Origin of the sequence: Brevibacillus fluminis, from assembly GCF_003710825.1 — a bacterium.
Classification (GTDB): domain Bacteria; phylum Bacillota; class Bacilli; order Brevibacillales; family Brevibacillaceae; genus Brevibacillus_D; species Brevibacillus_D fluminis.
The window spans coordinates 467,806-494,545 of sequence record NZ_RHHQ01000007.1 but is presented as its reverse complement, the minus strand read 5'-3'; the positions used below and the strand labels follow the sequence as shown (position 1 = coordinate 494,545).

At 51.2% G+C, this 26,740-nt stretch carries 26 protein-coding genes and 1 other RNA gene; 6 read left to right on the top strand and 21 right to left on the bottom strand.

The window, feature by feature from the left end:
- Positions 1–3 precede the first annotated feature (3 nt).
- On the bottom strand, positions 4–1,659 hold the full coding sequence (locus EDM56_RS09085; protein WP_122917563.1) for a methyl-accepting chemotaxis protein: 1,656 nt from the start codon (positions 1,657–1,659) through the stop codon (positions 4–6).
- 228 nt (positions 1,660–1,887) lie between these two features.
- On the opposite strand from EDM56_RS09085, the gene EDM56_RS09080 reads away from it, so the two are divergent.
- Positions 1,888–2,727, top strand: a complete 840-nt coding sequence (locus EDM56_RS09080; protein ID WP_183192363.1) for a PepSY domain-containing protein — start codon at positions 1,888–1,890, stop codon at positions 2,725–2,727.
- A gap of 160 nt (positions 2,728–2,887) precedes the next feature.
- Here EDM56_RS09080 and EDM56_RS09075 read toward each other — a convergent pair whose 3' ends face one another.
- From EDM56_RS09075 to cymR, 5 genes are all read right to left on the bottom strand, one after another.
- Positions 2,888–4,273, bottom strand: coding sequence for a sensor histidine kinase (locus tag EDM56_RS09075; RefSeq protein WP_122917561.1), 1,386 nt, complete (start codon positions 4,271–4,273; stop codon positions 2,888–2,890).
- A complete protein-coding gene (locus tag EDM56_RS09070; RefSeq protein WP_122917560.1) occupies positions 4,260–4,937 on the bottom strand; it encodes a response regulator transcription factor in 678 nt (225 codons plus the stop codon). Before EDM56_RS09070 ends, EDM56_RS09075 begins: the two co-directional genes overlap by 14 nt.
- 153 nt (positions 4,938–5,090) lie before the next feature.
- Positions 5,091–5,660: an NUDIX hydrolase gene (locus tag EDM56_RS09065; RefSeq protein WP_122917559.1), complete on the bottom strand. Its 570-nt coding sequence runs from the start codon at positions 5,658–5,660 to the stop codon at positions 5,091–5,093.
- Between the two features lie 103 nt (positions 5,661–5,763).
- Positions 5,764–6,906, bottom strand: a complete 1,143-nt coding sequence (locus EDM56_RS09060; protein ID WP_122917558.1) for a cysteine desulfurase family protein — start codon at positions 6,904–6,906, stop codon at positions 5,764–5,766.
- 30 nt (positions 6,907–6,936) lie between these two features.
- Positions 6,937–7,356, bottom strand: a complete 420-nt coding sequence (cymR, locus tag EDM56_RS09055; protein WP_122917557.1) for a cysteine metabolism transcriptional regulator CymR — start codon at positions 7,354–7,356, stop codon at positions 6,937–6,939.
- Between the two features lie 109 nt (positions 7,357–7,465).
- On the opposite strand from cymR, the gene EDM56_RS31450 reads away from it, so the two are divergent.
- On the top strand, positions 7,466–7,639 hold the full coding sequence (locus EDM56_RS31450) for a hypothetical protein (RefSeq protein WP_183192362.1): 174 nt from the start codon (positions 7,466–7,468) through the stop codon (positions 7,637–7,639).
- A gap of 58 nt (positions 7,640–7,697) precedes the next feature.
- On the opposite strand, the gene EDM56_RS09050 is transcribed toward EDM56_RS31450, so the two are convergent.
- From EDM56_RS09050 to EDM56_RS31445, 10 genes are all read right to left on the bottom strand, one after another.
- Positions 7,698–9,035 (bottom strand): replication-associated recombination protein A, encoded by a 1,338-nt coding sequence (locus tag EDM56_RS09050; RefSeq protein ID WP_122917556.1) that lies wholly within the window; start codon positions 9,033–9,035, stop codon positions 7,698–7,700.
- An 8-nt stretch (positions 9,036–9,043) separates the two neighbouring features.
- Positions 9,044–9,799, bottom strand: a complete 756-nt coding sequence (locus tag EDM56_RS09045; protein WP_122917555.1) for a tRNA threonylcarbamoyladenosine dehydratase — start codon at positions 9,797–9,799, stop codon at positions 9,044–9,046.
- A 60-nt stretch (positions 9,800–9,859) separates the two neighbouring features.
- Positions 9,860–10,041, bottom strand: a non-coding RNA gene (gene ssrS, locus EDM56_RS09040) — 6S RNA.
- Between the two features lie 63 nt (positions 10,042–10,104).
- Complete coding sequence (gene aspS, locus EDM56_RS09035; RefSeq protein ID WP_122917554.1) at positions 10,105–11,892, bottom strand: aspartate--tRNA ligase; 1,788 nt, start codon at positions 11,890–11,892, stop codon at positions 10,105–10,107.
- Positions 11,893–11,928: 36 nt separating this feature from the next.
- Positions 11,929–13,227, bottom strand: coding sequence for a histidine--tRNA ligase (hisS, locus tag EDM56_RS09030; RefSeq protein ID WP_122917553.1), 1,299 nt, complete (start codon positions 13,225–13,227; stop codon positions 11,929–11,931).
- Between the two features lie 393 nt (positions 13,228–13,620).
- Positions 13,621–14,091: a thioredoxin family protein gene (locus EDM56_RS09025; RefSeq protein WP_122917552.1), complete on the bottom strand. Its 471-nt coding sequence runs from the start codon at positions 14,089–14,091 to the stop codon at positions 13,621–13,623.
- A gap of 3 nt (positions 14,092–14,094) precedes the next feature.
- Entirely contained in the window at positions 14,095–14,526 is a 432-nt protein-coding gene (locus tag EDM56_RS09020) for a disulfide oxidoreductase (protein ID WP_122917551.1), read from the bottom strand.
- Positions 14,527–14,635: 109 nt separating this feature from the next.
- Positions 14,636–15,319, bottom strand: coding sequence for a FadR/GntR family transcriptional regulator (locus EDM56_RS09015; protein ID WP_122917550.1), 684 nt, complete (start codon positions 15,317–15,319; stop codon positions 14,636–14,638).
- Between the two features lie 185 nt (positions 15,320–15,504).
- Entirely contained in the window at positions 15,505–17,007 is a 1,503-nt protein-coding gene (locus EDM56_RS09010; protein ID WP_122917549.1) for a coproporphyrinogen III oxidase, read from the bottom strand.
- 95 nt (positions 17,008–17,102) lie between these two features.
- On the bottom strand, positions 17,103–17,273 hold the full coding sequence (locus EDM56_RS31445) for a hypothetical protein (RefSeq protein WP_183192360.1): 171 nt from the start codon (positions 17,271–17,273) through the stop codon (positions 17,103–17,105).
- 147 nt (positions 17,274–17,420) lie between these two features.
- Between EDM56_RS31445 and EDM56_RS09005 the strand changes: the two genes are divergently transcribed.
- The 3 genes from EDM56_RS09005 (at position 17,421) to EDM56_RS08995 (ending at position 20,361) form a co-directional block, all read left to right on the top strand.
- Positions 17,421–19,016, top strand: coding sequence for an N-acetylmuramoyl-L-alanine amidase family protein (locus EDM56_RS09005; RefSeq protein ID WP_122917548.1), 1,596 nt, complete (start codon positions 17,421–17,423; stop codon positions 19,014–19,016).
- 260 nt (positions 19,017–19,276) lie between these two features.
- Positions 19,277–19,558 (top strand): hypothetical protein, encoded by a 282-nt coding sequence (locus EDM56_RS09000; RefSeq protein WP_246009317.1) that lies wholly within the window; start codon positions 19,277–19,279, stop codon positions 19,556–19,558.
- Positions 19,555–20,361 (top strand): GGDEF domain-containing protein, encoded by an 807-nt coding sequence (locus EDM56_RS08995; protein ID WP_122917546.1) that lies wholly within the window; start codon positions 19,555–19,557, stop codon positions 20,359–20,361. Before EDM56_RS09000 ends, EDM56_RS08995 begins: the two co-directional genes overlap by 4 nt.
- Positions 20,362–20,426: 65 nt before the next feature.
- On the opposite strand, the gene EDM56_RS08990 is transcribed toward EDM56_RS08995, so the two are convergent.
- Complete coding sequence (locus EDM56_RS08990) at positions 20,427–21,602, bottom strand: anti-sigma factor (RefSeq protein WP_122917545.1); 1,176 nt, start codon at positions 21,600–21,602, stop codon at positions 20,427–20,429.
- Positions 21,599–22,102, bottom strand: coding sequence for a sigma-70 family RNA polymerase sigma factor (locus tag EDM56_RS08985; protein WP_246009316.1), 504 nt, complete (start codon positions 22,100–22,102; stop codon positions 21,599–21,601). Before EDM56_RS08985 ends, EDM56_RS08990 begins: the two co-directional genes overlap by 4 nt.
- Positions 22,103–22,300: 198 nt before the next feature.
- Here EDM56_RS08985 and EDM56_RS08980 point away from each other — a divergent pair, with 198 nt between their 5' ends.
- A complete protein-coding gene (locus tag EDM56_RS08980; protein ID WP_122917544.1) occupies positions 22,301–23,113 on the top strand; it encodes a MerR family transcriptional regulator in 813 nt (270 codons plus the stop codon).
- A 99-nt stretch (positions 23,114–23,212) separates the two neighbouring features.
- Here EDM56_RS08980 and dtd read toward each other — a convergent pair whose 3' ends face one another.
- From dtd to EDM56_RS08965, 3 genes are all read right to left on the bottom strand, one after another.
- Complete coding sequence (dtd, locus tag EDM56_RS08975; RefSeq protein ID WP_122917543.1) at positions 23,213–23,650, bottom strand: D-aminoacyl-tRNA deacylase; 438 nt, start codon at positions 23,648–23,650, stop codon at positions 23,213–23,215.
- Positions 23,651–23,768: 118 nt separating this feature from the next.
- Positions 23,769–25,937, bottom strand: a complete 2,169-nt coding sequence (locus EDM56_RS08970; RefSeq protein WP_122917542.1) for a RelA/SpoT family protein — start codon at positions 25,935–25,937, stop codon at positions 23,769–23,771.
- Between the two features lie 275 nt (positions 25,938–26,212).
- Positions 26,213–26,725: an adenine phosphoribosyltransferase gene (locus tag EDM56_RS08965; RefSeq protein ID WP_122917541.1), complete on the bottom strand. Its 513-nt coding sequence runs from the start codon at positions 26,723–26,725 to the stop codon at positions 26,213–26,215.
- Between the last annotated feature and the right edge of the window lie 15 nt (positions 26,726–26,740).

Sequence of the window (26,740 nt, the reverse complement as noted above, 5' to 3'; positions counted from 1 at the left end):
TCGTTAAATTGTAAACCGTTTCACCTGCTCTGACAACTTCTCTGCCATGATTGCCAGTACGTCTGATGCCGCGCTCATCTCTTCCGATGTCGCAGTTTGCTGCTCGGACGCAGCGGCGACCTCTTGCGTGTCGACGGCAGCCTGTTCAGCAAGGCTCGTAATTTTGTCCGCATCGCCGACTATTTTTTGCGTATCCTGGGCTATCGCCTGTGATGATTGGTTCATCCGCGTAATTTGCTTATTAACGTCATCGACCGAGCGCAAAATGCGCTGGAACGCTTCGCCTGCCGTCGACACCCCTTCGCGTCCGAAGCGCACAACCTCTGTTGTCTGCTCCATCGCGCTGACTGCTTGGCTGATCTCGTCGTTGATCGTATGGATCAAGGCAGAAATCTCTTCCGCAGACTTGCCGGATTGCTCCGCGAGCTTTCGCACTTCGGTCGCGACTACCGCGAAGCTGCGGCCTTGTTCACCCGCGCGCGCTGCTTCGATCGCGGCATTTAAAGCCAACAAATTCGTCTGGTTGCTGATTTCCCGAATCATTGTGATAATTCCGAGGATTTGCTCCGACTGTGCTCCCAAGTCCCGAATCACCTTTTCAGTCGACTGAACTTTACAGGTGATGTCATCCATTTCCTTGACCAGCTCGCCCAGCTTCTGCTCGCCCTCGTGAGCGAATTGATAGGCCTCCTTAGAATCCGCATTGACATGATCGGCATACTTGGCGATCTGTCCGATATCTTGTCCGATGCTGTGCAACGAATTGGTGGTCAGCTGCACCGTTTCCTTTTGGGTTTCTGAGCCTTGCGCGATGTCGGTCGCCGCGATCGAAATTTGTTCGGAGGCACGCGCACTTTCAGCCGCACTTGCGGTCAACTGCTGCGATGAAGCCGCCACTTGCTCCGAGACCTCCTGTACTTCCGCGAGCATCTTGCGGAAGACCATCATCATCTCATTGAACATGGCAGACAGCTGGCCCAGCTCGTCACCTGTTTGAACCGGCACCTGCACGGTCAAATCCCCGGTCTCCGCCGCTTTCATTGCCGCGACCAGCTTGCGCAGCGGAACAAGAATGCGGTTCACGATAAAAATTCCGGCAAGTGCTGCGACGACAAAGCCCGCAACGGCAATTGCGAACATGACGATTTTGTTTTTGTTGATCGGCTGCAGCAAATCGTCTTCATAGCTGCCGATCGCCAGCATCCAACCATTCGGCAGCTCTTCATACGCCGTGATTTTTTTCTTGCCTTCCCATATGTATTCCAAATAACCGGTCTTCTCCTGAATCATTTGCTTCATGAACGCTTCCTGTCCAATGTTTTTGCCTGGATCTTTCGGATGGAACAAAAGCGTTCCGGTATTGTCATAGATGTAAGCGTAGCCAATCATCCCGTTTGGTTGATAGTAGGTGGTAGCGACATCCTTCACCACTTCATCAACCTTTGCCTTTTCGCTGTCGGTCAGGTCGGTCTTTTGCAGCAAAGGAGCCAGCTCCATCGCTTTGAGGTGCGTCAAATATTTCAGATCCTGTGTTGTCAGGTTCTTGACGGCTTTTTCGGCGCTCATGTACTCCAAGTAACTCAGCGCAAAAATCGGCGCCAACGTGATCACGATGATCGTTACCAGCAGTTTAAAGCGGATGGAAACCTTTTTGTTCATATAATCGAATAACCTCCTATGCCTGCATATGCAAACTAGTAATAGGTCAAGTGTACCATTACCAACGCCATGAATAAATCAACACGAATGTGAATCTTTAACAGATTTATGTCAAATTTCCGTAATGGCTTTTTCACCATTTTTTCACCCTCCATCGGTAAAGTAGCAATTGTGAAGGACAACAACGCTTCACATCACACAAAAGAACAGACCTGGAGGAATGAAACCATGAAAAAACGTAACGCATTTGCATTGATGTTGACAGGAGCAGTTGCTTTGAACATTTTGGGGGCCTCCGGCGTATTTGCCGCCGAATTCGATACGGCGAATCCATACGCACATAAACAAGTGGAAGCTTCCGAACATACGACACAAGCACAACCCATTCAGCTAGCATCCACACATACGCAAGTGAAATGGCAAAATCAACTGAACGAGCATTCACAAACCGCCACGATCGGCCATGTAGTAGCAGCTCCTGCAAAAGCAGCCACCGTTCTGCCGCTGGACAAAATCAAAACGATCGCTCTCCAGCAGCACAAAGGCTTTGTCAAATCGGCTGCGCGACAAATCGAAAATGGCGCGGACATTACCGCCGTCCAAATCGTCGGGGAAGATGGCAAGCTGTACGTCGTAAAAATTGACTCTCGCAGCGGCAAAATTAACAAGCAGGAGCAATCTCATCAACTGTCCTATCTCCCTCTCGAACAAATCAAACATGTTGCGCTTCAAAAGCACAAAGGCTTCGTTAAAACATCGGATTTCCAGCGAGAAAATGGCGTTGAAATCTATGTCATTCAAGTAGTCGGCGAGGATGGAAACGTCTATACGGAAAAAATCGATCCGCGTACCGGCAAAATCACCAAATCGGAAGCTGTGCAAAAAGTCGGCTATCAACCGATTGAAAAAATCAAAATGATCGCGCTGAAACAGCATAAAGGCTATGTTCAATCGAGCGAATTCCGCCACGAAAATGGCATCGACCTTTACAACATCCGCATTCACGGCGAAGATGGCATCGACCATGAAGTCAAACTCGACGCTAAAACCGGCGCAGTTTGCAAGTAACGAACGGTGTGTGAATATAAACGATAATAAGGCGTGCAAGGATACCTTCCATCGGTTATCCTTGCACGCCTTTTTTAATCAGTGCCTTGTTTACGCTGCCGGCTATTCCTCTCGACCTATACAAGAATCTCGTCAAAATCTCCGCGGTGCGAAATCTTGTCTAGCGTTCAAGCCTGGTCGGCAGCATGATAACAAACGTTGTCCCTTTTTGCAATTCGCTGGTGACCTTGATCTCGCCCTGATGCGCCTCCACGATCCATTTGGCGATCGACAAGCCGAGTCCGGTTCCGCCCATTTGCCGCGAGCGGTTTTTGTTCACACGATAAAAACGGTCAAAAATACGCGCCTGCTCTTCGTTGGCGATGCCTACGCCCGTATCTTGCACACGAAAAACGGACCATTGCTTCTTCTCTTTTGTCTGAACGCTCGCCACCATCGTGACACGGCCACCTTCAGGCGTATATTTGAGTGCATTGTCCAGCAAAATGTAAAACAGCTGCTTGAGCCGCTCGCGATCCCCATCGATTTGAATTGACGTTGGCATCTTGACCGTTAGCTCAATTGCCTTTTCTTTTGCCAGCACTTCTAACGCCTCCTGGATATCGCAAATGACCGGGACGACATCGAACGACTCCACTTTCAACGACTGCTGCTCGGAGTCCGAACGGGCCAATGTCAGCAAATCGCCGATCAGTCTGGTCATCCGCCTCACTTCATCCTTCATATGAGCCATCACTTTTTTGGATACGCCAGTGAGGCGGTCCTCTTCTTCGATCTCAAACACGTCGAGCGACGATTTCAAAATAGCGAGCGGCGTCCGCAGCTCATGCGAGGCATTGTCCACGAATTCCCGCTGCCGCAAAAACGACTCGCGAATCGGCGCAATCGCCCGCTTCGACATGAAATAACTGAACAAAAACGATATTCCCCAAAACAATACGCCCAATCCGATCAGGAACAATAAAATGCCATTCATAAACTCATAGATCGGGCCGATGTCCCGACCGGAATAAAAAATGCCGACAACCTGATCCCCTTTGGTAAGGGTCTTGCCGGTGATGAGCAATCGAATCGTGTGGAACCCGGGAGGAAGTTTTTTTCCGGCTGGCGGCGGTACAGGCATCAGCGTCTCATAGCGGAATTCGCCGGGCTGTGGCAGCCACCCCTTCACCCGCTCAAGGATCTCGCGTTGAACTCGGTGAATGTACTCATCCCCATAAAGCACCTGACCTTCTGTATCGACAAGGTAATAAAAAAATTGATTACTATTATCTCGGATCAAATTCAAATCCTCAATCTGCAGCTCGCTGATGGAATGAGTTTTGATCGCCGCCTCGATCAGCTCCACTTCCTGGTCAGTGATTTTTTGCAGCTCCCGTTCCTGCTCGAACGATACCGCCACATTGAGCAGCAAGTAGACCGCACCGATAAACAGCGCCAGAAAAATCATGATCAGCATGCTGTAGCGGATCGTCAGTTGGCTTTGTGTCAGTGTGAACAGATCTCGCTGTTTTTTACAAAAACGTCTAATCCTAGTGGCGATCAAGCTTGTATCCCACCCCGCGTATGCTTTGAATCAGGTCGTTTTTCGAGGATCCGTTCATTTTTTTACGCAGCAATTTGATCTGGGCATCAATCGCCTTTAGAGACACGTCCGCATCATGCCCCCAAATGCGTTCCATAATCAACTCCCGCGACAAGACCTGTCCCTCATTGCGGATCAACAGCTCAAGAAGTTGGAATTCCCGCGGCGTGAGCTGCACCTCCTCGTCATCGCGAAAAACCGTCCTGTTCAACAAATCGATTTTGATCCCCTGCATCGTGACAATCTGCTCTTGGATCGGTGCAAAATTGCGTCGCCCAAGCGCTCGGATGCGAGCCAAGAGCTCGTCCACCTCAAACGGCTTGACCAAATAATCGTCCGCACCTGCATCAAGGCCGATGATCCGGTCTTCCACCGCATCTTTTGCAGTCAGCATGATGATAGCACCGGAATAGCCCGCACCCCGCAGCCGCTTCGCGATGCTCACCCCCTCTTCCCCCGGAAGCATCCAATCGAGGATCAGCACATCGTATTGCACTTGTGTCGCAAAGTGGTACACGTCGTCCCCTTCGGTGAGCCATTCGACCAGATAACCGCCTTTTTTCTTCAAAATATGCACAATCAGCTCGCCGAGCCTCGTGTCATCCTCCGCCAGTAAGATGTTCAAGCATTTTCACCCCTTGTCTCACATGTTCGTAGTTTTACAATGCTACTCAAGTTTTATGAAAAGTTGGTGAAAGCAACGGGCGTGGGATAATCTTGAACAAAAAAGAGCCGAACACGCGGGCAGGATGCATGTTTGGCTCGTTATTGCTGGCGGCTATCGATTGGCTAACGGCTGATTAACTTTCAAGCCATTTTGGGCCATAAATTCTTTTACGTATTCATTCATTTGCTCTCGCATTTCTGTCGCCGTTTCCATCGGCACAGTCATCGTAGCTACTAGTTTGTCGTCATCGTAGTGGCAATGATGGTGGAAGGCGGATGGCTCCGCAAAATGCGACATGATCAGCGGGATGTTTGTCGAGACACCTTGATTTTTCGGATGCAAAATCCACTCCAACGCTTTCCAGTCGAGGATGCCCTCTGCTGTCTTCCGGGGCGTCGCATACGCGAACGATTCTGTAACAGACGCAGAATACAGATACATCCCCCCAAATTGCTCGCGATCAACCGTCCACGATACCAGCCCTTTGTAAGTCAACAGGTACTCCGCGGCTTTTAGACCTGTTTCCTCTGCAATTTCACGGATCATCGATTGACGTGGAGATTCATGCGGCTCAAGCTTGCCCCCGACACCATTCCAGCATCCCATCCAGCTTGGCTTCTCTCTATTCAGCAGCAGGAAGCGATCGTCTTGTTGAATGAAACAAATGTTATAACGTATCATGTTTCCTCCTGAATCGTATCCGCATTTCGTTTTTTTAAGCAAGAAAACCACCCACTCAAAATGAGCGGATGGTTCTTGCTATCTTTTGTACCCGCCGCCGAACCTATGGCTTGATCCGCTTGATTATCGCCACGACCGTTTGCGCTACATGGACTGCATCCTCGACATCCACGCCCAGGCCAAAGCTGAAGCGGATGGCAGAACTAGCCTGTTCCTCTGGCAACCCCATCGCGACGAGCACATGGGAAATTTCCAGCGAACCGGATGTGCACGCGGAACCACTCGCGGCCGCAATGCCCGCAATGTCCAGATTCATCAGCATCGTTTCGGTATCGACCGCGGGAAAGCTCACGTTCAAAATATGCGGCAAAAATTTTTCGGGATGGCCATTGACGGCAAACTCGATACCGCTCTCAGACCAGACGGACAGCATTGCCTCACGCATCGCTTTGTATTTCGCAACCCGCTCATCAAGCTCATGCACGCTGCGTTTCAGCCCTTCCGTGAAACCGACAATTCCCGCTACGTTTTCCGTGCCGGCACGGCGCTTCCGCTCTTGTGCGCCACCGTGGATAAACGGATGGAAATTAACGTTTTTATGCACATACAAAGCACCGATGCCTTTGGGGCCATTGATTTTGTGGGCAGTGAGCGAAAGCAGATCGACCGGCAGCTGCCCTACATTCAGCGGAATCGCTCCGGCCACCTGAACGGCATCCGTATGGAACAAAATTTCCTTCTCACGCAAAAACGCTCCAATTTCCTCGATCGGCTGGATCGTTCCCACTTCGTTGTTGCCGTATATGATCGAAACCAGAATCGTATCCTCACGTACTGCAGCTTTCAGCGTTTCCAGATGAACCATTCCGGTTTCATCGACTGGCAAATAGGTGACATCAAAGCCAAGCGATTGCAAATACTCACAAGCATGCAAAACCGCATGATGCTCAATCGCCGTCGTAATGATGTGGTTCCCTTTTTGGCGAAGCCCGAATGCCATCGAAATGATCGCATTATTGTCCGCTTCCGTCGCGCCGCCGGTAAAAATCAGTTCGCGTGGTGTAATCCCCAGCAAGCGGGCCATTTCTTCCCTGGCCGTTTCTACTGCCGCACGTGCAGCGCGACCGTACCGATGAAAACTGGACGGATTGCCGAAATGCTCATGCAAATACGGCTGCATCGCGTCGACGACCTGCGGGTGCAACGGCGTAGTCGCCGCATGATCAAAATATCGCACGTCTGTCACCTGAACTTCCTCTATAAACTAATCAATCCGTTAAATATAGAACATATATCCGTCAGACAAACCATCATCTTTGTAATTGATGAGGTCCGCGAGCGTGGTCGAATCCAGCACCGCTGAAATGCTGTCGCGGATGCGCAGCCACAGGTAGCGCTTCGCCGGATCTTCCTCTTCCGTGAACTCGACCGGGCTGATTGGCCCTTCCAAAACACGAATTACATCACCAGAAGTGATCTCCTCTGGTGATTTTGACAATACATAACCGCCATACGCGCCGCGAATGCTTTTCACCAAGCCGGCATTGCGCAGCGGAGCAATCAGCTGCTCCAGGTAATGCTCCGATAGCTCATGCCGTGTCGCAATGCTCTTGAGCGATGTCGGCCCTTCACCGTGGCGGGTAGCAAGCTCCATCATAATGGTCAATCCATAACGTCCTTTTGTTGAAATTTTCACTCCCAACAACACTCCTCTCTAAGCCCTGTCTGTTGCGTGATCACGCATTATTTGTCATACATGTGCAGATATGATGTGGAGAAAATACGGTACAGGAGGTGACGGCCAAATGGCTACCAACAAACGTTCCGAACGCGGACGCAATCACCCGTCTGACACGATTTATGAATATCCAGCCGGAACCATTGCGCATAAAGCGCGTTTTGGCGCTGATATCATCAGCAAAGTGCCGAATGAAGCCGGCGATTTGCCGAACAAGCCTGACGGCACCGTTCGCACCTAACCTTTTTTACGCTCCTGATGGGTACTTCCATGAGGAGCTTTTCCTATATGAATATCCGCTATTCGCCCTTTTCATCGCGCTGTTTGCGCCCTTCTTGACGCACGCGGATCTCATTTTCGTAGCCAATCTCTTTCGGTTGATAAAACCGATAAGAAACCCCGTCGGGGAAGTATTGTTGCGGAATGTAACCTTCCGGATCATTGTGCGGGTACAAATAACCAGCGCCATGTCCAAGTTTGGCCGCTCCCTTGTAGCTCTGGTCGCGCAAGTGCATGGGAACGGGCTTGTGCCCGTCGGTTTGGATACGAGCGAGCGCTTGATTGATCCCGTTGTAGGCCGCATTGCTTTTCGGAGCGCATGCTAAGTATGTGGTCGCCTGCGCAAGCGGAATCCGTCCTTCCGGCATGCCCACCAGTTCGAGCGCCTGAAAGCAAGATATCGCGACCGTCACCGCATTCGGGTCCGCATTGCCGATATCCTCGGAAGCCGAGATAACCAGCCTGCGAGCGATAAAGCGGTGATCTTCCCCCGCGTCGATCATTCGGGCCAGCCAGTACAGCGCGGCATCAGGATCAGAGCCGCGAATCGATTTGATAAATGCAGAGATTGTATCGTAATGATTGTCTCCATTCTTATCATAACGAACCGCCCGCCGTTGAATCGATTCAACTGCAACGTCCAGCGTGATTTCGATGGAACCGTCGGCCGACAGCGGAGTCGTGGAAGCTGCCAGCTCCAATGCGTTCAACAGACGTCTCGCATCGCCTTCCGCATAGTGGATTAAATGCTCCTCCGCTTCGGGCGTCACGCGTACAAATAATTCACCGAGCCCGTCCTTCTCATTGGTTATCGCCCGCCGCATCACTTCTCGCAGCTCATCCGTGTCGAGCGAATGCAGCCGGAAAATTTGCGAACGGGAAAGCAGTGCCGCGTTAACCTCGAAATACGGATTTTCAGTCGTGGCCCCGATCAAAATGATCGTTCCTTCCTCGACAAATGGCAAAAGCGCATCCTGCTGCGCTTTGTTGAATCTGTGAATCTCATCGACGAACAAGGTCGTGCGCGTTGACGACATGACCAGCCTGTCCCTCGCTTCTTCAACCACTTTCCGGATGTCTGCGACACCGGCAGTCACCGCGTTCAATTCCACAAAGTGCGATTTGGTCGAATTGGCAATCACCTTTGCCATCGTGGTTTTCCCTGTTCCCGGCGGCCCATAAAAAATAAGCGACGAGAGATGGTCAGCCTCGATCGCCCGGCGCAAAAGCTTGCCCGGCGCGATGATATCGCTCTGCCCGATGATCTCGTCCACTGTTTTCGGACGCATCCGTGCCGCCAACGGCTTCATTCGGCCTGAATCTTTTTCTTCATACGAAAACGAAAACAGATCATCCATCATACTTCTCACCCTTTAGCCGGCTGCCAATTCAAGAGATCCCGGACCACGACGCTAGCCAAGATCAAACCTGCAACTGATGGAACAAACGCGTTGCTCGCTGGAGGCTGCTTTACCTTGCGAATCGGCGAGTCTGGATTCGTGACGATTTTTTCACGCACATCGGTATGGATCGTTACAGGAATTTCTTTGGAGTAAACAACCTTCACACCTTTGTAAATGCCGTGATTTTTCAATTCGCGACGCAGTACTTTGGCGATCGGATCATAGCTCGTTTTGGAAATGTCCGTCACTTCAAAACGAGTCGGGTCCATTTTATTGGCTGCACCCATGCTGGAAATGATCGGAATGTTGCGCTTTTTCGCTTCTACGATAAGGTGGATTTTGGCAGACATCGTGTCCATCGCATCCACGATGTAATCGATTTTGTGGGCAAACAATTCCGGTGCAGTGGTTTCGTCATAAAACATTTGCATGGTGACGACCTCGCACTCCGGGTTGATCGCGGCGATACGTTCTTTCATCAGCTCGGTCTTTTGCTGACCGATCGTATGCAACGTGGCATGAATCTGTCGGTTGATGTTCGTGATGTCCACGACGTCTTTGTCGATCAGGATCAGTTTGCCGACACCAGTTCTGGCCAATGCTTCAACCGTAAACGATCCAACGCCGCCAACGCCCAAAACCGCTACGGTACTGTTTTTCATCGTTTCGAGCCCTTCGGGACCCATTGCTAATTCGCAGCGTGAAAATTGATGCAACATAACTGAAACAACCTTTCACTTTATATTCAATCGGAAAAGTAGGATTGATAAATGGCGAAAAAAAGCCCCGTTATGCCGTACTGTACCTCAGTTTTGAACCTGCCAGCTAGCAGGTGGGTGCATGGCCGACCAGCATCAGACTTCCACTCGAACGAGGCATGTCTTCGCCGGCCGGACGCAAAACTCCCGATAAAACATTTGTGGCTCAAAACAATCGGTAGGCACGTACATCGCAGGGCTTATTCGTTATTGTTATGGTAACACAAGAAAAAGCGGGCGTGCAAGTTAACCCAAGGGAAAACCGCTTACGCTTCAACCTCTTCTTTTACTGCTGTTGTTGCAATGTGAATTTGCTTCAGCTGCGCAGCGTCCACTTCACTCGGTGCATTCAGCATCAAATCGCTGGCACTCGCCGTTTTCGGGAACGCGATGACTTCACGCAGGTTGGTACGGCCAGCCAGGAGCATGATCAGGCGGTCGAGACCCAGCGCCATTCCGCCATGCGGCGGCGTACCGTAATCGAACGCATTCAGCAGGAAGCCGAATTTTTCCCGCGCACCCTCAGGAGTATGCCCCAGCGCTTGGAACATTTTTTCCTGTACGTCACGGTTGTAGATCCGCATCGAACCGCCGCCCAGCTCATAGCCGTTCAGTACCATGTCGTACGCTTGCGCACGCATTTGGCCAGGGTTCGTGTCAAACAGGTGCAAGTCTTCGTCTTTTGGACGAGTGAACGGATGGTGCAGTGCGACATAGCGGCCTTCTTCCTCATCCCACTCAACCAATGGGAAGTCAACGACCCACAGGAACTTGAACTCTTCATTGTTGATCAAGCCAAGCTCTGCGCCGAATTTGCTGCGCAGTGCGCCGAGTGCGTCCGCGACCACTTTCGGTTTGTCGGCAACGAACAACAGCAAGTCGCCTTCTTCTGCTCCCATGCGCTCTTTGATCGCGTCGATTTCTTCAGGGCTGAAGAACTTGGCAATCGGCCCTTTGATTTCGCCGTCTTTAAAGCCCATCCATGCCAATCCTTTCGCGCCGTAGCGGTTCACGAACTTGGTCAGATCGTCAGCTTCTTTGCGGGAATAGTGGCCGCAGCCTTTTGCGTTGATCCCTTTTACTTGACCGCCGCCAGCGACTACGCTTGCGAACACTTTGAACTGGCAGTTTTCCACCAGGTCGGAAATGCTGGTCAATTCCATACCAAAGCGCACATCCGGTTTGTCGGAGCCGTAACGATCCATCGCTTCCGCATAAGTCAGGCGCGGGAATGGAGTTGGAACGTCGATGCCGACGGTTGCTTTGAATACATGTGCGACCATTTGCTCCATCATCGGCAGAAGTTCTTCCATCGGCAAGAAGGAAGTCTCGATGTCCACCTGCGTGAATTCAGGTTGACGGTCAGCGCGCAAGTCTTCGTCGCGGAAGCAGCGTGCGATTTGATAGTAACGCTCGAAGCCCGACACCATCAGCAGCTGCTTGAACAATTGCGGTGATTGCGGAAGTGCGTAGAATTCGCCTGGATGCACGCGGGAAGGTACCAAATAATCGCGCGCTCCCTCTGGTGTGCTGTTGCCGAGAATCGGCGTTTCTACTTCCAAGAAGCCGTTTTGATCCAGGAAGTCGCGGAATGCTTTCATCGCTTTGCTGCGCAGCAAGAACGTTTTTTGCATTTCCGGACGACGCAGGTCCAGATAACGATATTTCAAGCGTACCTGCTCATCGACTTCGATGTCGTCTTCAAGCAGGAACGGAGGTGTCTTCGCTTCGTTCAAAATGGTGATCTCATTGATGTGGACTTCGATCTCACCTGTTTTCAGCTTAGGGTTGATCGCTTCTTCGGCGCGCGCTACGACTGTTCCGCGTACGGAAAGAACGTATTCGCTGCGGACGCGGTCCGCTTTTTCCCAAGCCGCTTTATCATACTCAGGGTTGAAAACTACTTGCACCAGACCACTGCGGTCGCGCAAATCTACGAAAATGACGCCGCCCAAGTCACGACGCTTTTGAACCCAACCATTGAGCACAACTTCCTGCCCGATTTGTGCCTTGCTCACGTCCCCGCAATACAGGGTGCGATAAATGCTTGCCATTGTTAAACCCTCCACTTTGTCTCTACTGTGTATGTTTTATTTCCGTATTGCTCCTGCCAGCTCGCCCAGCGGCAATTCACGTTGCTCGCCGGTCGCCATTTCTTTCAAGACAACGGTTCCGTTTGCCAGCTCGGATTCACCGATAATAGCAGTAAACTTCGCTTGCAGACGGTCCGACGCTTTCAGTTGGGCTTTCATTTTGCGCCCGAGGTAATCCATTTCGGCGGTCACGCCTGCTTGCCTCAGTTGGTCGAGCAGCTTGAAGGCGGTCGCTTTCGCCTGCTCGGTTTGCACGACGATGAAGCAATCGATCCCGGTTTCCACCGGAAGCGCGATCCCTTGCTTTTCCAGCGCCAAGAGCAGTCGCTCGATGCTCAGCGCAAAACCGATGCCCGGCATATCCTCGCCGCCGAGATCGGCAACCAGCCCGTTGTAGCGTCCGCCGCCGCAGAGCGTTTCCACTGCGCCGATTTCCGCCATTTTGATCTCAAAGGCTGTTTGCGTGTAGTAATCGAGTCCACGCACCATCCGCGGGTTGATGGTGAAAGGAATGCCGATCGCTGCCAAATAATCTTGCACCGCCTGGAAGTGAGCTGCAGACTCTTCGCTCAGATGCTCCAAAATCGATGGGGCGTCCTTTGTCAGCGTCTTGCATTTTTCCACTTTGCAATCAAGCACGCGCAGCGGGTTGCGGTCCATCCGCTCTTGGCAGTCCGGACACAGATCATGGCGAACATTTTCCAAAAACGCCATCAGGTGCGTGCGGTGGCGTGCGCGGTCTTCAAGGGTGCCGACGCTGTTTAGCTCAACGGATAGCCCTTTGATCCCCAGCTCCTCATACAGGCGGATCGCAATTGAGATGACCTCGGCATCGATCGCTGGATCAGCTGATCCGATCGCTTCCACGCCGAATTGGGTGAACTGGCGGAAGCGTCCTGCTTGCGGACGCTCGTGGCGGAACATCGGTCCGATGTAGTACCATTTCGTCGGCTGATTCGCCGCGCCGTAAAGCTTGTTCTCCACATAGGAGCGTACAACCCCCGCCGTATTTTCAGGCCGGAGCGTCAACCCCTCCTGCTGCGTTTCACCGAGCGTCAGCTCTTTCGTTTGTTTGTCCTTGATCCATGCGAGCGAGTAAACTTCCTTCTGCACGACATCGGTCGTTTCGCCTACACCCCGCAGGAACAGGTCCGTCGATTCGAAGATCGGCGTTCGGATTTCTCCGTAATTGTAACGGTGGCACAGCTCGCGCATTTTTTGCTCGATGTAGTGCCACAGCTCGACCTGCCCAGGCATGACATCTTGCGTGCCGCGTGGAATTTGAATTTTGGCCATAAGCGCTTCCTCCAACAAAACGTGATAAAATAAAAAACTCCCGTCCCTGATACGACGAAAAAATCGCCATATCAGGGACGAGAGATGTTCGCGTTGCTTCACATTTGCTCCCGTGGTGCCACCCTGCTTGGATCATATTTATGATCCCACTTCAAAATCGTTAACGCCGATCGTACGCTGTCCGGTTACTGGTATCATACGTTCACCGGAAGTCCTCGTGGAGGTCATTCGCTGCATCGTCATAGAGAAGTGCTTTCAGCCACGACACTTCCTCTCTAGCTACTCGTCATGCAGGTACTTGGTCCCGTCATCAGATCATCACTAATTATTTCCGAATCATATCAAAATCAAACATGATCGTCAAGCGGGCTCGCGTGGAGTTTTTGCCAACTGCTATTTCTTCGCCGTCATTTCGAACCACTTTTTGAAATCGTCCGCAGCGTATTCGCCTTCGATGCGGTCTACTTCCTTGCCATCTTTGAAGTGGATCAACGTCGGTGTTCCGGTGATTTTATAATCGTCCCAACTTTGATCGAATTCAAGCACGTTGTTTTTTTTCATATCGATGCCCAATTCTTTCGTTACCGGAACCAAAATCGGCGTTGTGCGCTCGCAGTGCTCACAAAGCGGGCTGTAGAAGTAAACATAGGTGTCTTCTTTTTTCGCCAGTCTCTCTTTCAGCGCATCCGGCACGATCTGGTTGTCATAGAGCGGATCATTCAACTGTGCCACCGTGGCGGGATTCAACGTTTCTTTTCCATACGGATTTCCTTGTGCCGCTTGCTTGTTAGAGTAGTCAGAGTACACCATGCCGCCGATGAAAACCAGGACGATGGCGACCAGAAAAATAACCAGTTTTTTCATGAATTAGTCTCCCTTCGTTTGTTTCCAGATGTAAAGATTCAGTCCTGCGATCAGGACAAACGCAATCAAGGCCAGCATCGGAATGGTGATGAAGCCAAACCAATTGATATAGTCAGTGTTGCACGGGATGATGCCACAGGATTTGCCGAGCTCCTGCATTGCTGGCAGCTTTTGAATCATGTAGTGATAGATGGAGAAAAGCCCGCCGATTACCGAAAGGACGGTGACATAGAGGGACTGTTTATAATCTTTGCGCACGACAGCGATGCCCAACAGGATGGTGAGCGGATACATCAAAATCCGCTGAAACCAGCACAGCTCACACGGAAGGAACTTCATCACCTCTGAGAAATAAAGGCTTCCGAGCGTCGCAATCACCGCAATGACAAAAGAGAGGAAATAGGCTTGTTCGATGGTTGAATCCCGTTTTGACATAGTGACTCCTTACGATCTTGATTTTGGATGATGCTTTTCCATCTTATCACAAAAAGATATGTGCTAACATTAAGTTAGTGACAACTTTTTTACCATTTTTCTTCCTCACCTAGCGCAGACGATTCAGCATCTTTTGGTAGTGCTGTTTGACGTCCTCAATGTGCTCCCTCATCCATTTGCTGCTGCGTTCGCTGTCACCAGCTTTGACGGCCTGCAAGATTTCCTTGTGATAATAAAGCGCCTGGTGCACATCGTCTTCGGTGGCCATCTCAATCCGCACTTTTTTGAAAAATTCGGCAATTGAATTATATACCTGCAAAATGATGCCATTTTGTGTGGAACGGGCAAGCGTGTTGTGAAAGACGAGATCTGGAACGATGATCGGTGTGTCCATTTTGATGCATACCTCGAGATCCACGATCGATTGCTCGAGAATTTGGATATCCGCTTTCTCGATCCGCTTGGCCGCCAGATGAGCGATCTCCCCCTCTACCCCTTGACGCAATTCCAAGAGGTGAAGCGAGCTCGTGAAATCAACCAGCATCATCAGCGTTTGCGTAATCTCCCCATTGTTTTGGAACGGATTTTTTTTAATATAGACGCCTTTTCCCGGCCGCTTCTCGACGATTCCTTGCTCCGCCAACGTCTGCAATGCCTCGCGAATCGACGATCGGCTTACCTCGAGCATGTTGACCAGCTCGCGCTCCGAGGGGAGCTTGTCCTCTGGCTTCAGCTCTTTTTTGCGGATGAAGTCTAGCAAGTATTTTTGTACCGTTTCGCTCACGATCACCATGGCTGCCGATTCCTTTCTTGTTTTCAGTCTGACCGGTCGGACCGGATTTGTGCGCAATCATTTTGCCTACATCGTACTGGAGCTCCTACGCCTTGTCAATCGGTGCATGCGCCCATTTTTGACAAACAGGCTGTGCTGGCCTGCGCTTTCGTACGCCTGCCTTCACAGCCTGTCGCTAAGATGCTTTATGCAAATTGATAGAGGGCGTCCAGTGCCTTGATCTTTTCGTCTACGAGCTCACGGTATGTGTCATTGTAGGTTTTCGGATCTTTTGGATTGGGGAAGCGGGTAAACTGCTCGCTGCCTGGCTGCATTAGCTTGGAGACGGCGCCACAGCCGAGCCCGAGGATCGTCTGTACCTCTTCCATGATCATGATGTTGTAGATGCTTTCCTTCCCGGGAAGCGAATAGCCCACATTCTCCAAATTGCCCAAAATGTTTTTTTGCCGATAGAGATAGTAAGGCAAATAGCCGTTTTCCTGTGTCCATTCCGTGCCCAGCTCCATCATCGCGCGGATTTCGTCACGGCTAGCGACCTTGTATCGTTCCTTGTTTTGGGTCATTTCCGAGGCGCGCTTGAAGGACAGCGTGTGGACGGTGAGCGATGCCGGCATCAGCTTCGCCGTTTCCTCCAGACTGTGACGCCATTCGTCCATTCCCTCGTTCGGCAAGCCGATGATCAGATCCATGTTGATGTTTTCAAAGCCCAATTCCGTTGCCAGCTTGTATTTTTCGATCGTTTCCTCAACGGTATGGTGACGCCCGATCGCCTGCAGCGTCTCTTGCGTGAACGATTGCGGATTGATGCTGATCCGGTCGGTTTTCCATTTTTTCATCACAGCCAGCTTCTCGGGTGTGATCGTATCCGGCCGGCCCGCCTCCACCGTCAGCTCGCGCACCTTGTCCATATGAGGAAACGATTCATGCAGCGTGACGAACAATGCGTCCAAATCTTCCGCCGTTATACTGGTCGGCGTCCCGCCGCCAAAATAGAGCGAGGTGATGCGCAAATCGTGCTTGGTCAGCCATTTACCCATCTCGCGAATCTCGTAATGGAGCCCTTCCAGAAACGGGTTGACCGATGCCGTATGACTTTTTATCGCATAAGCAGGAAACGTACAGTATGCACACTTCGTCGGACAGAATGGAATGCCAATATATACCGAAAGCTCCCGACTGATGTCGTATAGGTCGGGTACCACCTCCAGCTGGCGATCGACAATTTCCTGCAAAAGTGACAGCTTGTACGGACGCATCATGTAGTCTTCGCGCAGATGGCGGTGTACCTCTTCTCGCGGCGTCCCTTGCGCCAGCATTTTATGCAAAAGCTTCGTCGGACGGATGCCGGTCAAAATTCCCCAGCCCTGCTCGATTCCGGTGTACTGTTCCAACAGCGTCAGCAGCGTGTAGCTAATCGCTTGCTTAGCTGTTTTGCGCTCCGCCTTTTCCTCGCGAACGGTATACGGGCGGAAATAGCGAAACTCTTTTTCACCTACTTGACCGATGAGCTTCCCTTCAGCCTGTACGCCTTCGGTCGTGTGGGCGCAGGACAGCTCAATGTACAAGTCTTCCGGCGCTGCATCCTGCCGCTGTGTTACGTATGTCACCTCTGGATCTTCAAAAAACAGAGCGAGAATAAAACCGACCTCTCGCTCAAACGCATGTCCAATGCAATGTATTTGAATCATTCGTATGTGTTCACCTGCTTTTCTCGTGTACTCATCCATCTTACCGAACACGAAAAGCGCGGTCAATCAATGAACATGCGGGCGTAAGCAGCAGGTCACTTCTTGTTTCGGCGCAGCTTCTGCACCTCGCGAATGGACAAGCCAAACTCTTGTGACATCTCTACATCGTTCAACGCGGCTTCTTTTTCCAGATTATCATGAAAATCAACGGAAAACGGCTGGCGATTCAACTGATTGGCAAACGTTTCGTTCAATGATTGGCGCATAGGAATCCTCCTGTGGCAGATTTTCGAATTACCATCAAATCACGCTGATTTTGTCTCTTCTTGCAGGAAAATGCAGGATGATGCAAGAACCTTTCCAAAGAAGAATTTGGCAAACATCAGCGAGTTTATCAGAAAGGGAGTTCAACAGTGTTAAAACGTCTTCTTGCCTTTGTCGTTGCAGGCACACTCATTTGCGGAGGGCTTCCCAGCTATGCCTCTGCCCGCACCATACAAACAACCGTCGACAAATTAAACGTGCGTACCGGCCCAAGCTTAACCTCCTCGGTCACCACCACCTTGCCACTCGGCACGAGCTACACCGTCGAAAAGCAGCAAGGCGATTGGCTGCAAATACGACTGCCCTCCAATCAGATAGGATGGGTAGCCGGTTGGCTGGTTAAAGAAACTGCTTCCACCACAGCACCCGCGAAACCAGCAGGATCGGCTGGTACCGTAACGCAAAAGCCTCCTGTGTCTGGACAGGCAGGCACTGCCATCCAACTACACGTAACCGTTAACGTTTATGCCGCACCTAATGCGTCGCAAGCGCCGATTGGACAAATCAGCGAAGGCGATCAGGTTACGGTCCAGAGCAGCTCGAACGGCTGGTCACAAATCATGTACGACGGTATGGCCGCCTGGATTCAACCGGGCGTCGCCGCACAATCTGGGAATCCGACAACACCGGATACAAGCACCAATCCGACCGCTCCGAACCCGCCTGCTTCACTCGGGACCATCAAGGTGAATGCGCCTGCCGTCAACCTGCGCAGCATGCCTACGACAGACAGCGACTTGTTGACAACGATGTCTTTGGGAACGGTACTGACCGTACTCGGTGCGGACGGCGACTGGTACCAAGTCCAAACGCCTGACGGAAAAACCGGCTGGGTCGCCAATTGGCTCGTTACCAAGCCAGAGCGCACCGTCCCAAGCACGCCACCGACACACTCGCCTACCGCAAAGACGGTGACGGTGCTCGGCTCCGACACCAATATTCGTACGGGCCCTGGCACGAACACTGCGATTCTGACTCGTGTGCAAACTGGTGACAAGCTGACACTTGTCGCAAGCTCCGGTGACTGGTACCAGATCAAGCTGGCCAACGGGCAGATTGGCTATATCGCGAGCTGGCTGGTCACGACTGACGATCAGCCTGACAACTCGACACCAATCGTCGTCAAAGGCGACGAATTGCATGGGAAAATCATCGTCGTCGATCCGGGGCATGGTGGAACAGACAGCGGCGCAACCGGTACAAGCTATTCCACGCTGGAAAAAACGATCAACCTGCAGGTAGCCCTCAAGCTCCGCAACAAGCTCGAGGCCTCCGGCGCGACCGTGATCATGACTCGTTCCGACGACCGTGCCTTGACCCTTCAACAGCGGGTGGATGTAGCCATCACGAACAAAGCAAATCTATTTGTCAGTATTCACCACAACACACATCCCAATACGCAGACAAACGGGTCGATCGTCTTTTACTACAACCAGACGACCTCTGGCAAGCTCGCTTCCATCGTCCAAAATGAGCTCGTCCTAGCGACGAATTACGCCAACCTACAATCCCGTTTTGGCGACTATTACGTACTGCGTGAAAATCCGGTGATATCTATACTGGCAGAGGTCGGCTTCCTCACCAACCCGCAAGAAGAGCTCGCCGTGCGTTCGGACAGCCAGCAAGACGCTGCAGCACAAGGGTTATACACCGGCATTGTGAAATACTTTGCATCGATCCGATAATCTCCTGTCAATCAAACGAACGAGCCCTTGGAGAACCTCCCGGGCTCGTTCGTTTTTGCCATGTAGTTCAATTTAACTAAAAACAAGCTTCGTCATTTTCTACTTTTTACCTACAGAATGCTTGTAAAAATTTGTTTAGAACTGTAAATTATGAAGAGATTGACTAATTCAATGATGAGGGAATGCACATGATCAATGGAAGTCCGTACTCACGAAAAGCGTCTTTATCCTTACATATAACCGAATTTGAGATGCCTCCCATGCAAGATTTGCTGATTATCGGCAAAAAAGCGCCAATCGGGCCAGAGGCAGTACGGCGAATGGCAGAAGCACTCTCTCCCGATCAATTTGAGGTGATCCATCTCGACCATGCCAAGATCGAAGCGCTTCTGGTCAAGAAAACGCTGCTGGAAATGCTCGATCGTGAAACCTTGATGCAAATAGCCTTTGAAGAAACAGAATCAATCTTTAATGAGTACATGGTTTTGCGCTCTGAAGTGAAGCTGTCTATCAAAGTGAATCGAGAGGTTGATTTGAAGTGAAGTTGGCTCACATTTTGACTCGAGACGTGCATACGATTACATCGGATAAAAGCGTCAAAGCCGCAGGCGAGAAAATGGATGCCTTTAAGATTGGTTCGCTTGTCGTCGTTGAAGCGGAGCAGGTGATCGGCATCATCACCTCGCGCAATGTCCGGACAAGCCATCCGAACCGTTTGGTAGCAGACGCGATGACCACCAAACTCATCGCGGTCTCGCCTGACCTATCTATTTTTGACGCGATGAACACGATGCAGCGGCATGAGATCGAGCGATTGGTTGTGATGCGAGAAGGCCAGCTGGAAGGGATTGTAACACGCGAAACAGTGATGGCCAGCATCAGCATGATGTTGGACCCGCTGACAAAGCTTTACCGCAGTCCGTACATCACTTATATCACCGAGCAATTGCTAGCTTCCGGACAGCCCTTCTGGTTTTTGTTTGTGGACATGAACGATTTCGGCATCGTCAACAAAGAATTTGGCCATATGGTCGGCGACCAGGTTTTGACCCATTTCAGCGAGCAGTTGCGCCAATGTGCGCTCGAAAGCGATGCGATCTGCCGCTTTGCCGGCGACGAATTCATTGTACTGACTACCCACTCGCAGGAGCATGCCCAGCGTCTGGTTGAACGGCTATCGCAGCCTTTCGTATGCGATCAGGTTATCTATAGCGCAGCGGTTGCCATGTACAGGCACCATAGTACATTCACCTCCCCTTCCCCAACCTTCCGGGACATCCTGAACCGGACCAGTCTCCAAACATCTCAGATGAAAAAAAATGCCGCACTGGCCCACCACAATTGAAAACCTGCGGAAACTAGCAAAAGCACCCCTTTTGACATAAACGCCAGGGGTGCCACTTTTTTTATCTAATAACTGTATTCGATTCCGTGTGACCCGGCTTGGTCCCAGTTCCACCAGTCGATTTGCCCCACATACGGGTGCAAAAGCATCGGCTCCTGCTCAAGCTTCAGCAACTCTTTGGTCGGTCCGGTCACAACAGCCCCGTACAGCTTGACCCCGTTTTTCTTCAGATAGCCGATCCGCTCTTCCAGATTGACATCTGAGCGAAAATGCGCATCCTTCAGCATCCCGAGGGTCAGCTGCTTCTGGCTTTGCAAATAATCCAGCTCGTTTAGCAACAGCTTCGCTCTCCTCTGTCCATCCCCATTTACCTCCAGTGAGCCTTCTGCAAAGAGAAATTGCGCATCAGGGTCATACCCCCATACATCGCCTTTGCCCAGCGCGTGAGCGTCCTCTGCTTCTTCTTGCCCGGTATCGATTGCCAGCCACGTCGTGTCCAGATCATATTTACGCATGATCGCGAAATACTCGTCGTGCGTCATCGTTTTTGCAAACGAAATGGCCATCTGCGAGACCGTCCCATCGGGCAGCTTGGCGAGCTTCCGCCACCCTGACCTCTCCACCGTCTGGTTGTACCTGTCCCCTTGTTCCGCCGTTTGCGGATAATGAAAAAAGAGCAAATTGTCATGGAACCCATTATTCCACTGATAAGAAAATCGGGGAGTGAACAAAAAAACATGGTTCTCAGCTTTCCCGACCGGCTTTTGGTCGCGACCTACTTGTTCCCTCAGCTCGTACTTCATCTCCATGGAAAAAAACATGCCGCCGCTTGTTCCCCCGCCGCCGATTGATACGCCCGGATTGGTAAAGCTGACCACATCGTCCATCACCCGCTTGAAATCATTTGACGCTGGCCAAAACCAGAGATAATTGCAAACCTGGCTAGCGATCAACAGTACGACGATGATCGCCGTGATTCCCCCCGTGGTGAAAAAAATGTGGGAGAATCTACTGCGCCACTTGCTCTTTCGCAAAATTTGCCGCTGTTTTTGCTCGGAAAGCGTCGGTAGCTCATCCGTATCATCAGCGAGGAGTTCGTCAAACATCAGCTTCTCCAGCTTGCTTTCCAGCATCGCATCCTGCGCAATCTCTGCTCGCAGCTTGCGAATCTCGTCTTCGTCCAGCTCGCCACGCAAATAGGCCTGCAGCTTTTGGACTGAATTGTTGTGGCTGTCCTTCATTTGTTCATTCGCTCCTTCCAAATCACCTGCAGCTTCTGCCTGCCGCGATAGACGGTTATCTTGACATCTGCTGCCGTTACATCGAGCACCTCGCCGATTTCTGCATAGGTGAAATGGTGCTTGTAGCGAAGCAGCAGCACCTGTTTTTGTTTTTCGGAAAGCAAGTCGAGCAGTTTCAGAAACGTTTGCCACTCTTCCTTCTCCAACAGCTGCTTCTCCGGACTGCCTCTGTCATCTGCGTGCTCCACCATTTCTTGCAAGACGACAGGGTCCATCGGAATTTGCGCCCGATGCTTGCGATGCCAATCGACAAACGCATGGTAAGCGACTTTAAACAGCCACGGCCTCACTTTTTCCCCTTGGTAGTCATCGAGATACAAGTAGGCACGGGTGAACGTATCTTGTGTCAATTCTTCCGCCTGCTTTTCATTTCTCGTCAATCGGTAGAGGTACAGGTAAATTTCTTTCATGTACAGGCGATAGATGTGATCTAGGTTCACGGCTCCCCCTCTCCCTTTCACTCCTTTCCACGGCTCTACCGCACAAAAAGTTACAGATCTGCACGATTTATTTCAGCAAAAACGTTTTCATCGAATGCCATTTTTCTGGTACTGTAAAAAGATGTGGAATCGCCATTGACCTTTCCCCAAGGGCAATGATGTACGATACGGTTGTAGCCGAAAGAAAGGAGGCGTGCGATGTTAACGATCGGCCAAATCGCGAGAATCTTTGGAATCTCGACCAAAACGCTGCGGCACTATGATGCCATCGGGCTGTATTCGCCGACGCATATCGGCAGTGAGAACCAGTACCGTTACTACGCGCCGGAACAGTTAGCCACCCTGCGCAATATTCTCATGCTGCGACAGCTTGGCCTCGGGTTAGAGGTGATCAACGGCCTCGTCCAAAGCAACGCTTTTGACGATCCGGCCCTGATCTCACGCATTCTGCAGGAGCATGCCGAGCGCATTCGGATGGAAATCGAGCAGAAGCAAAACATATTGCGTGCAGTCGAAATGATGAACAATCAAATTGAGAAATGGGGAACGATGATGCTCGAGCCAAAAGTAGTGGTTTTACCTGAAATGACGATTGTTGGAATGGAATACCGCAGTACAAATACAGAAGACAGCATTCCTGCGATGTGGCAGCGGTTCATCCCACGCGAGCATGAAGTCCAGCATAAAGTGAATCCGGACGCGTCCTACGGCATATGTGACGGCAAAACCGATGGGCTACTGATTTATGTGGCTGGCTATGAAGTCTCCCATGTAGTGGACATCCCTGATGGCATGCGGGCGATCACGATCCCGTCGCAAAAATATGCTGTCTTTACGCACACTGGCCCGACCACGCAAATTGCAGCTACATTCCAAAACATTTACGCCAAATGGCTGAAGGAGTACAATCTCGAGCCGGTCGAAGGCTACGATTTCGAACGGTATGACCAGCGCTTTCTCGGGCCCATGCACGAGCAGTCGCAGTTGGATTTGTATATTCCAGTCCGTTAGTGAAAAAAAACCATCTCACAAGAGCCGTTTGTGCGGCCCAAGAGATGGTTTTTGCATGGTCTGGCGGTCGTGGCCTTTTTTGTTGTGTGAATCGCAGCCTTATGATTCAACAATCAAAGTTGTTGGCCCATGGTTGATCAGCTGCACGTCCATCATTGCCCCGAATCGCCCCGTCTCCACGATAAGGCCGCGCTCGCGCAGCTTGCGGTTAAACAAGTCGTACAGCGGTTCCGCCTGCTCAGGACGCGCTGCCTCGATAAAGCTGGGACGACGACCTTTACGGCAATCGCCATACAGGGTAAACTGTGAGATCGAGAGAATTTGTCCACCTGTGTCCAAAACGGACCGGTTCATTTTCCCTTCCTCGTCTTCAAAAATCCGTAGATTGGCCACCTTTTCGGCCACATAGTCCACATCTTTTTCGGTATCTGTATGTGTGATGCCAACCAACAAAACTAGGCCGTGCTCAATCTGCCCAACGATTTCCTGATCGACTGTTACACTCGCTTGTTTGGAACGCTGAACAACAACGCGCATCTTCTTCTCTCCTGTCTACTCATTTCCTTTTACACATGCCGAGTACATTCATTTTTCGCGCATGAAAGAAAAGCAGTGACCCACACGTAACCGGGCCGCTGCTTTTGTTGTATTCCGTCTATGTGTTCAAAATCCGGCGCACCGAGTAAATGTCTTTGATTCGCTTGATTCGCTCCACAACCTTGTGCAAATGCTCCACATTGTTGATCGAGATCGTCATGTGAATGGTGGCGACCCTGTTTTTGTCTGCCTTACCGCTTACAGCAGAGATGTTGGTCTTGGTTTCGCTCACAACCTGCAGCACGTCGTTGAGCAGGCCGTGGCGGTCATGGCCGGTGATTTCGATATCCACGCTGTAGTTGTGGGTCAAAATCTGATCCCACTCGACGCCAATCAACCGCTCCTCATTATCTTCCGCCAACACGTTTGGACAGTTCAGACGGTGCACAGAGACGCCTCGCCCGCGAGTAACAAACCCGATGATCTCATCCCCCGGCACCGGCGTACAGCAACGTGACAGGCGCACCAGCAAGTTTTCCACGCCTTTCACCTTAACGCCCGATTCACTGCGTGCCGGCTTTTGCGAAGCAGCCGACTTGAACTCTGGTATCGCCTGCTGCTCTTCGCGTTCTTTACGCAGCTTATCGGTGAGGCGCGTCACGACTTGAGCGGCGGTCAAGCCGCCATAGCCGACTGCGGAGAACATATCCTCATGCGCGCTGAAGTTGAACTTGTCCGAGGCTTCCTTCAGATTTTCTTCTGTCATGGCCTCTTTGACATCGAACCCGCGTGCTTTGATTTCCATCTCGACCATCTGTTGGCCTTTGGCAACGTTTTCTTCGCGACGCTCTTTTTTGAACCACTGCTTGATTTTCGCTCTGGCTTGCGCCGATTTGGCGATCTTCAACCAGTCCTGGCTCGGCCCGTACGAATGCTTCGAGGTGAGAATCTCTACGATATCACCCGTAGCGAGCGTATAATCAAGCGGCACGATCTTGCCGTTGACTTTGGCCCCGATCGTCCTGTTTCCGACCGCCGAGTGAATCCGGTACGCAAAGTCCAGTGGAACGGAACCTTTCGGCAGCTCCACGACGTCCCCTTTTGGCGTAAAGACGAACACCATGTCAGAGAACAAATCTTGCTTGAGCGATTCCATAAATTCCTGTGCGCTTGGAGATTCCTCTTGGCGTCCTTGGATGATTTCGCGCAGATTGCCGATTTTCTCCTCGAACGAGTCCTTGACGACACTTTTGCCTTCCTTATATGCCCAGTGCGCGGCAATCCCCATCTCAGCGGTCCTGTGCATGTCCCATGTGCGAATCTGCACCTCGAGCGGTTCCCCTTTTGGGCCGATCACGGTCGTATGCAGCGACTGATACATGTTTGCCTTCGGCATCGCAATGTAATCTTTGAAACGTCCTGGCATCGGCTTCCACAGCGTGTGGACGATCCCGAGGACGGCATAACAGTCTCGGATATCCTGTACGATTACACGCAGCGCAAGCAGGTCATAAATCTCATAAAACTGCTTGTTCTGGGTAGTCATCTTCTTGTAGATGCTGTATATATGCTTAGGCCGGCCCGAAATCTCGGCCTCGATATGCAGTTCTTTCAACTTTTCCTGAATGTTGGCGGACGCTTCTTTTAAATAATCCTCTCGCTCCGCGCGTTTTTTCTGCATCAGATTGACGATGCGGTAATACTGCTGCGGATTGAGATAGCGCAGCGCCGTGTCTTCCAGCTCCCATTTGACCGAGGCAATCCCTAAACGATGGGCCAATGGAACATAAATCTCCAGCGTCTCGTCGGAGATTTCCCGCTGCTTGATTTCCGACATGTGCTTCAATGTACGCATGTTGTGCAGACGGTCAGCCAGCTTGATCAAAATCACGCGAATGTCCTGGGCCATGGCCACCAGCATTTTCCGGTGATTTTCCGCAAGCTGCTCTTCTTTGGACTTGTACTTGATCTTTTCTAACTTGGTTACGCCGTCCACAAGCAAAGCGACTTCGTTGCCGAACTCCTGCCTGAGCATATCTAGCGTAATGTCCGTATCTTCCACTACATCGTGCAGGAAGCCTGCAGCCACTGTAACTGCATCCAGCTGCAGATTGGCCAAAATCCCGGCTACTGCAATCGGATGCATGATGTAAGGAACGCCTGATTTGCGAATTTGGCCTTCATGGGCCTTGTTCGCCATCTCATAAGCGCGCTTAATCATTACCACGTCAGCTTCGGTTAAATAGGCACTCGCCTTCTTAATCACTTCTTCTACGCCGCTTATCATAGGTCCCTTCCCTTGTACGCAACCTGTTCATGTATGGTGAATCCTCCGGACAAGCCGAAAGAAAAGAATGTAGGTGTTTCATATTATTATCTGGTAAGTCGGGTTGCTTGTAAAGGTGTAGTTCGATGAAAACGAAAAAACGGGCATTTGCCCGTCTTTTGTAATACAGATAAGACTTCCATGCCGCTGTTCGAGGCATGGAAGTCTTATCCAGTATAAGTGCAACCGCGGCTTAAGCCAAAAGCTTGGCGGAGCCAGGTTTTCTAAGTGAAAGATTAATATTGCACCAAGGATTTTACTGGAATGTCGCCCAGGTGATTACGTCCATCCAGGTAGGACAGTTCAATCAAGAATGTGGCGCCGACCACGATGCCGCCCAACTGCTCAATCAGCTTGATCGTCGTCGCGATGGTTCCGCCTGTCGCGAGCAAGTCATCTGCGATCAGCACGCGCGTGCCTGGTGTGATCGCGTCTACGTGCATCGCCAACGCGTCTTTGCCGTATTCGAGGCTGTAGTCAGCCTTGATAGACTCGAACGGCAGCTTGCCCGATTTACGCACCGGCACAAAGCCGATTCCCATTTCCACCGCGAGCGGAGCGCCTACAACGAAGCCGCGCGCTTCCGGTCCAGCGATGACATCAGCGTTCACCGTGTCTGCAAAGCTTTTGAGCTCCATAATCGCCGCTTTGTAGGCAGGACCATCTTTCAGCAAAGTAGTGATGTCTTTGAAACGGATGCCTGGTTGCGGAAAATCGGGAATAACGCGAATATAATCTTTAAAATTCATGGATTTCATGTCCTC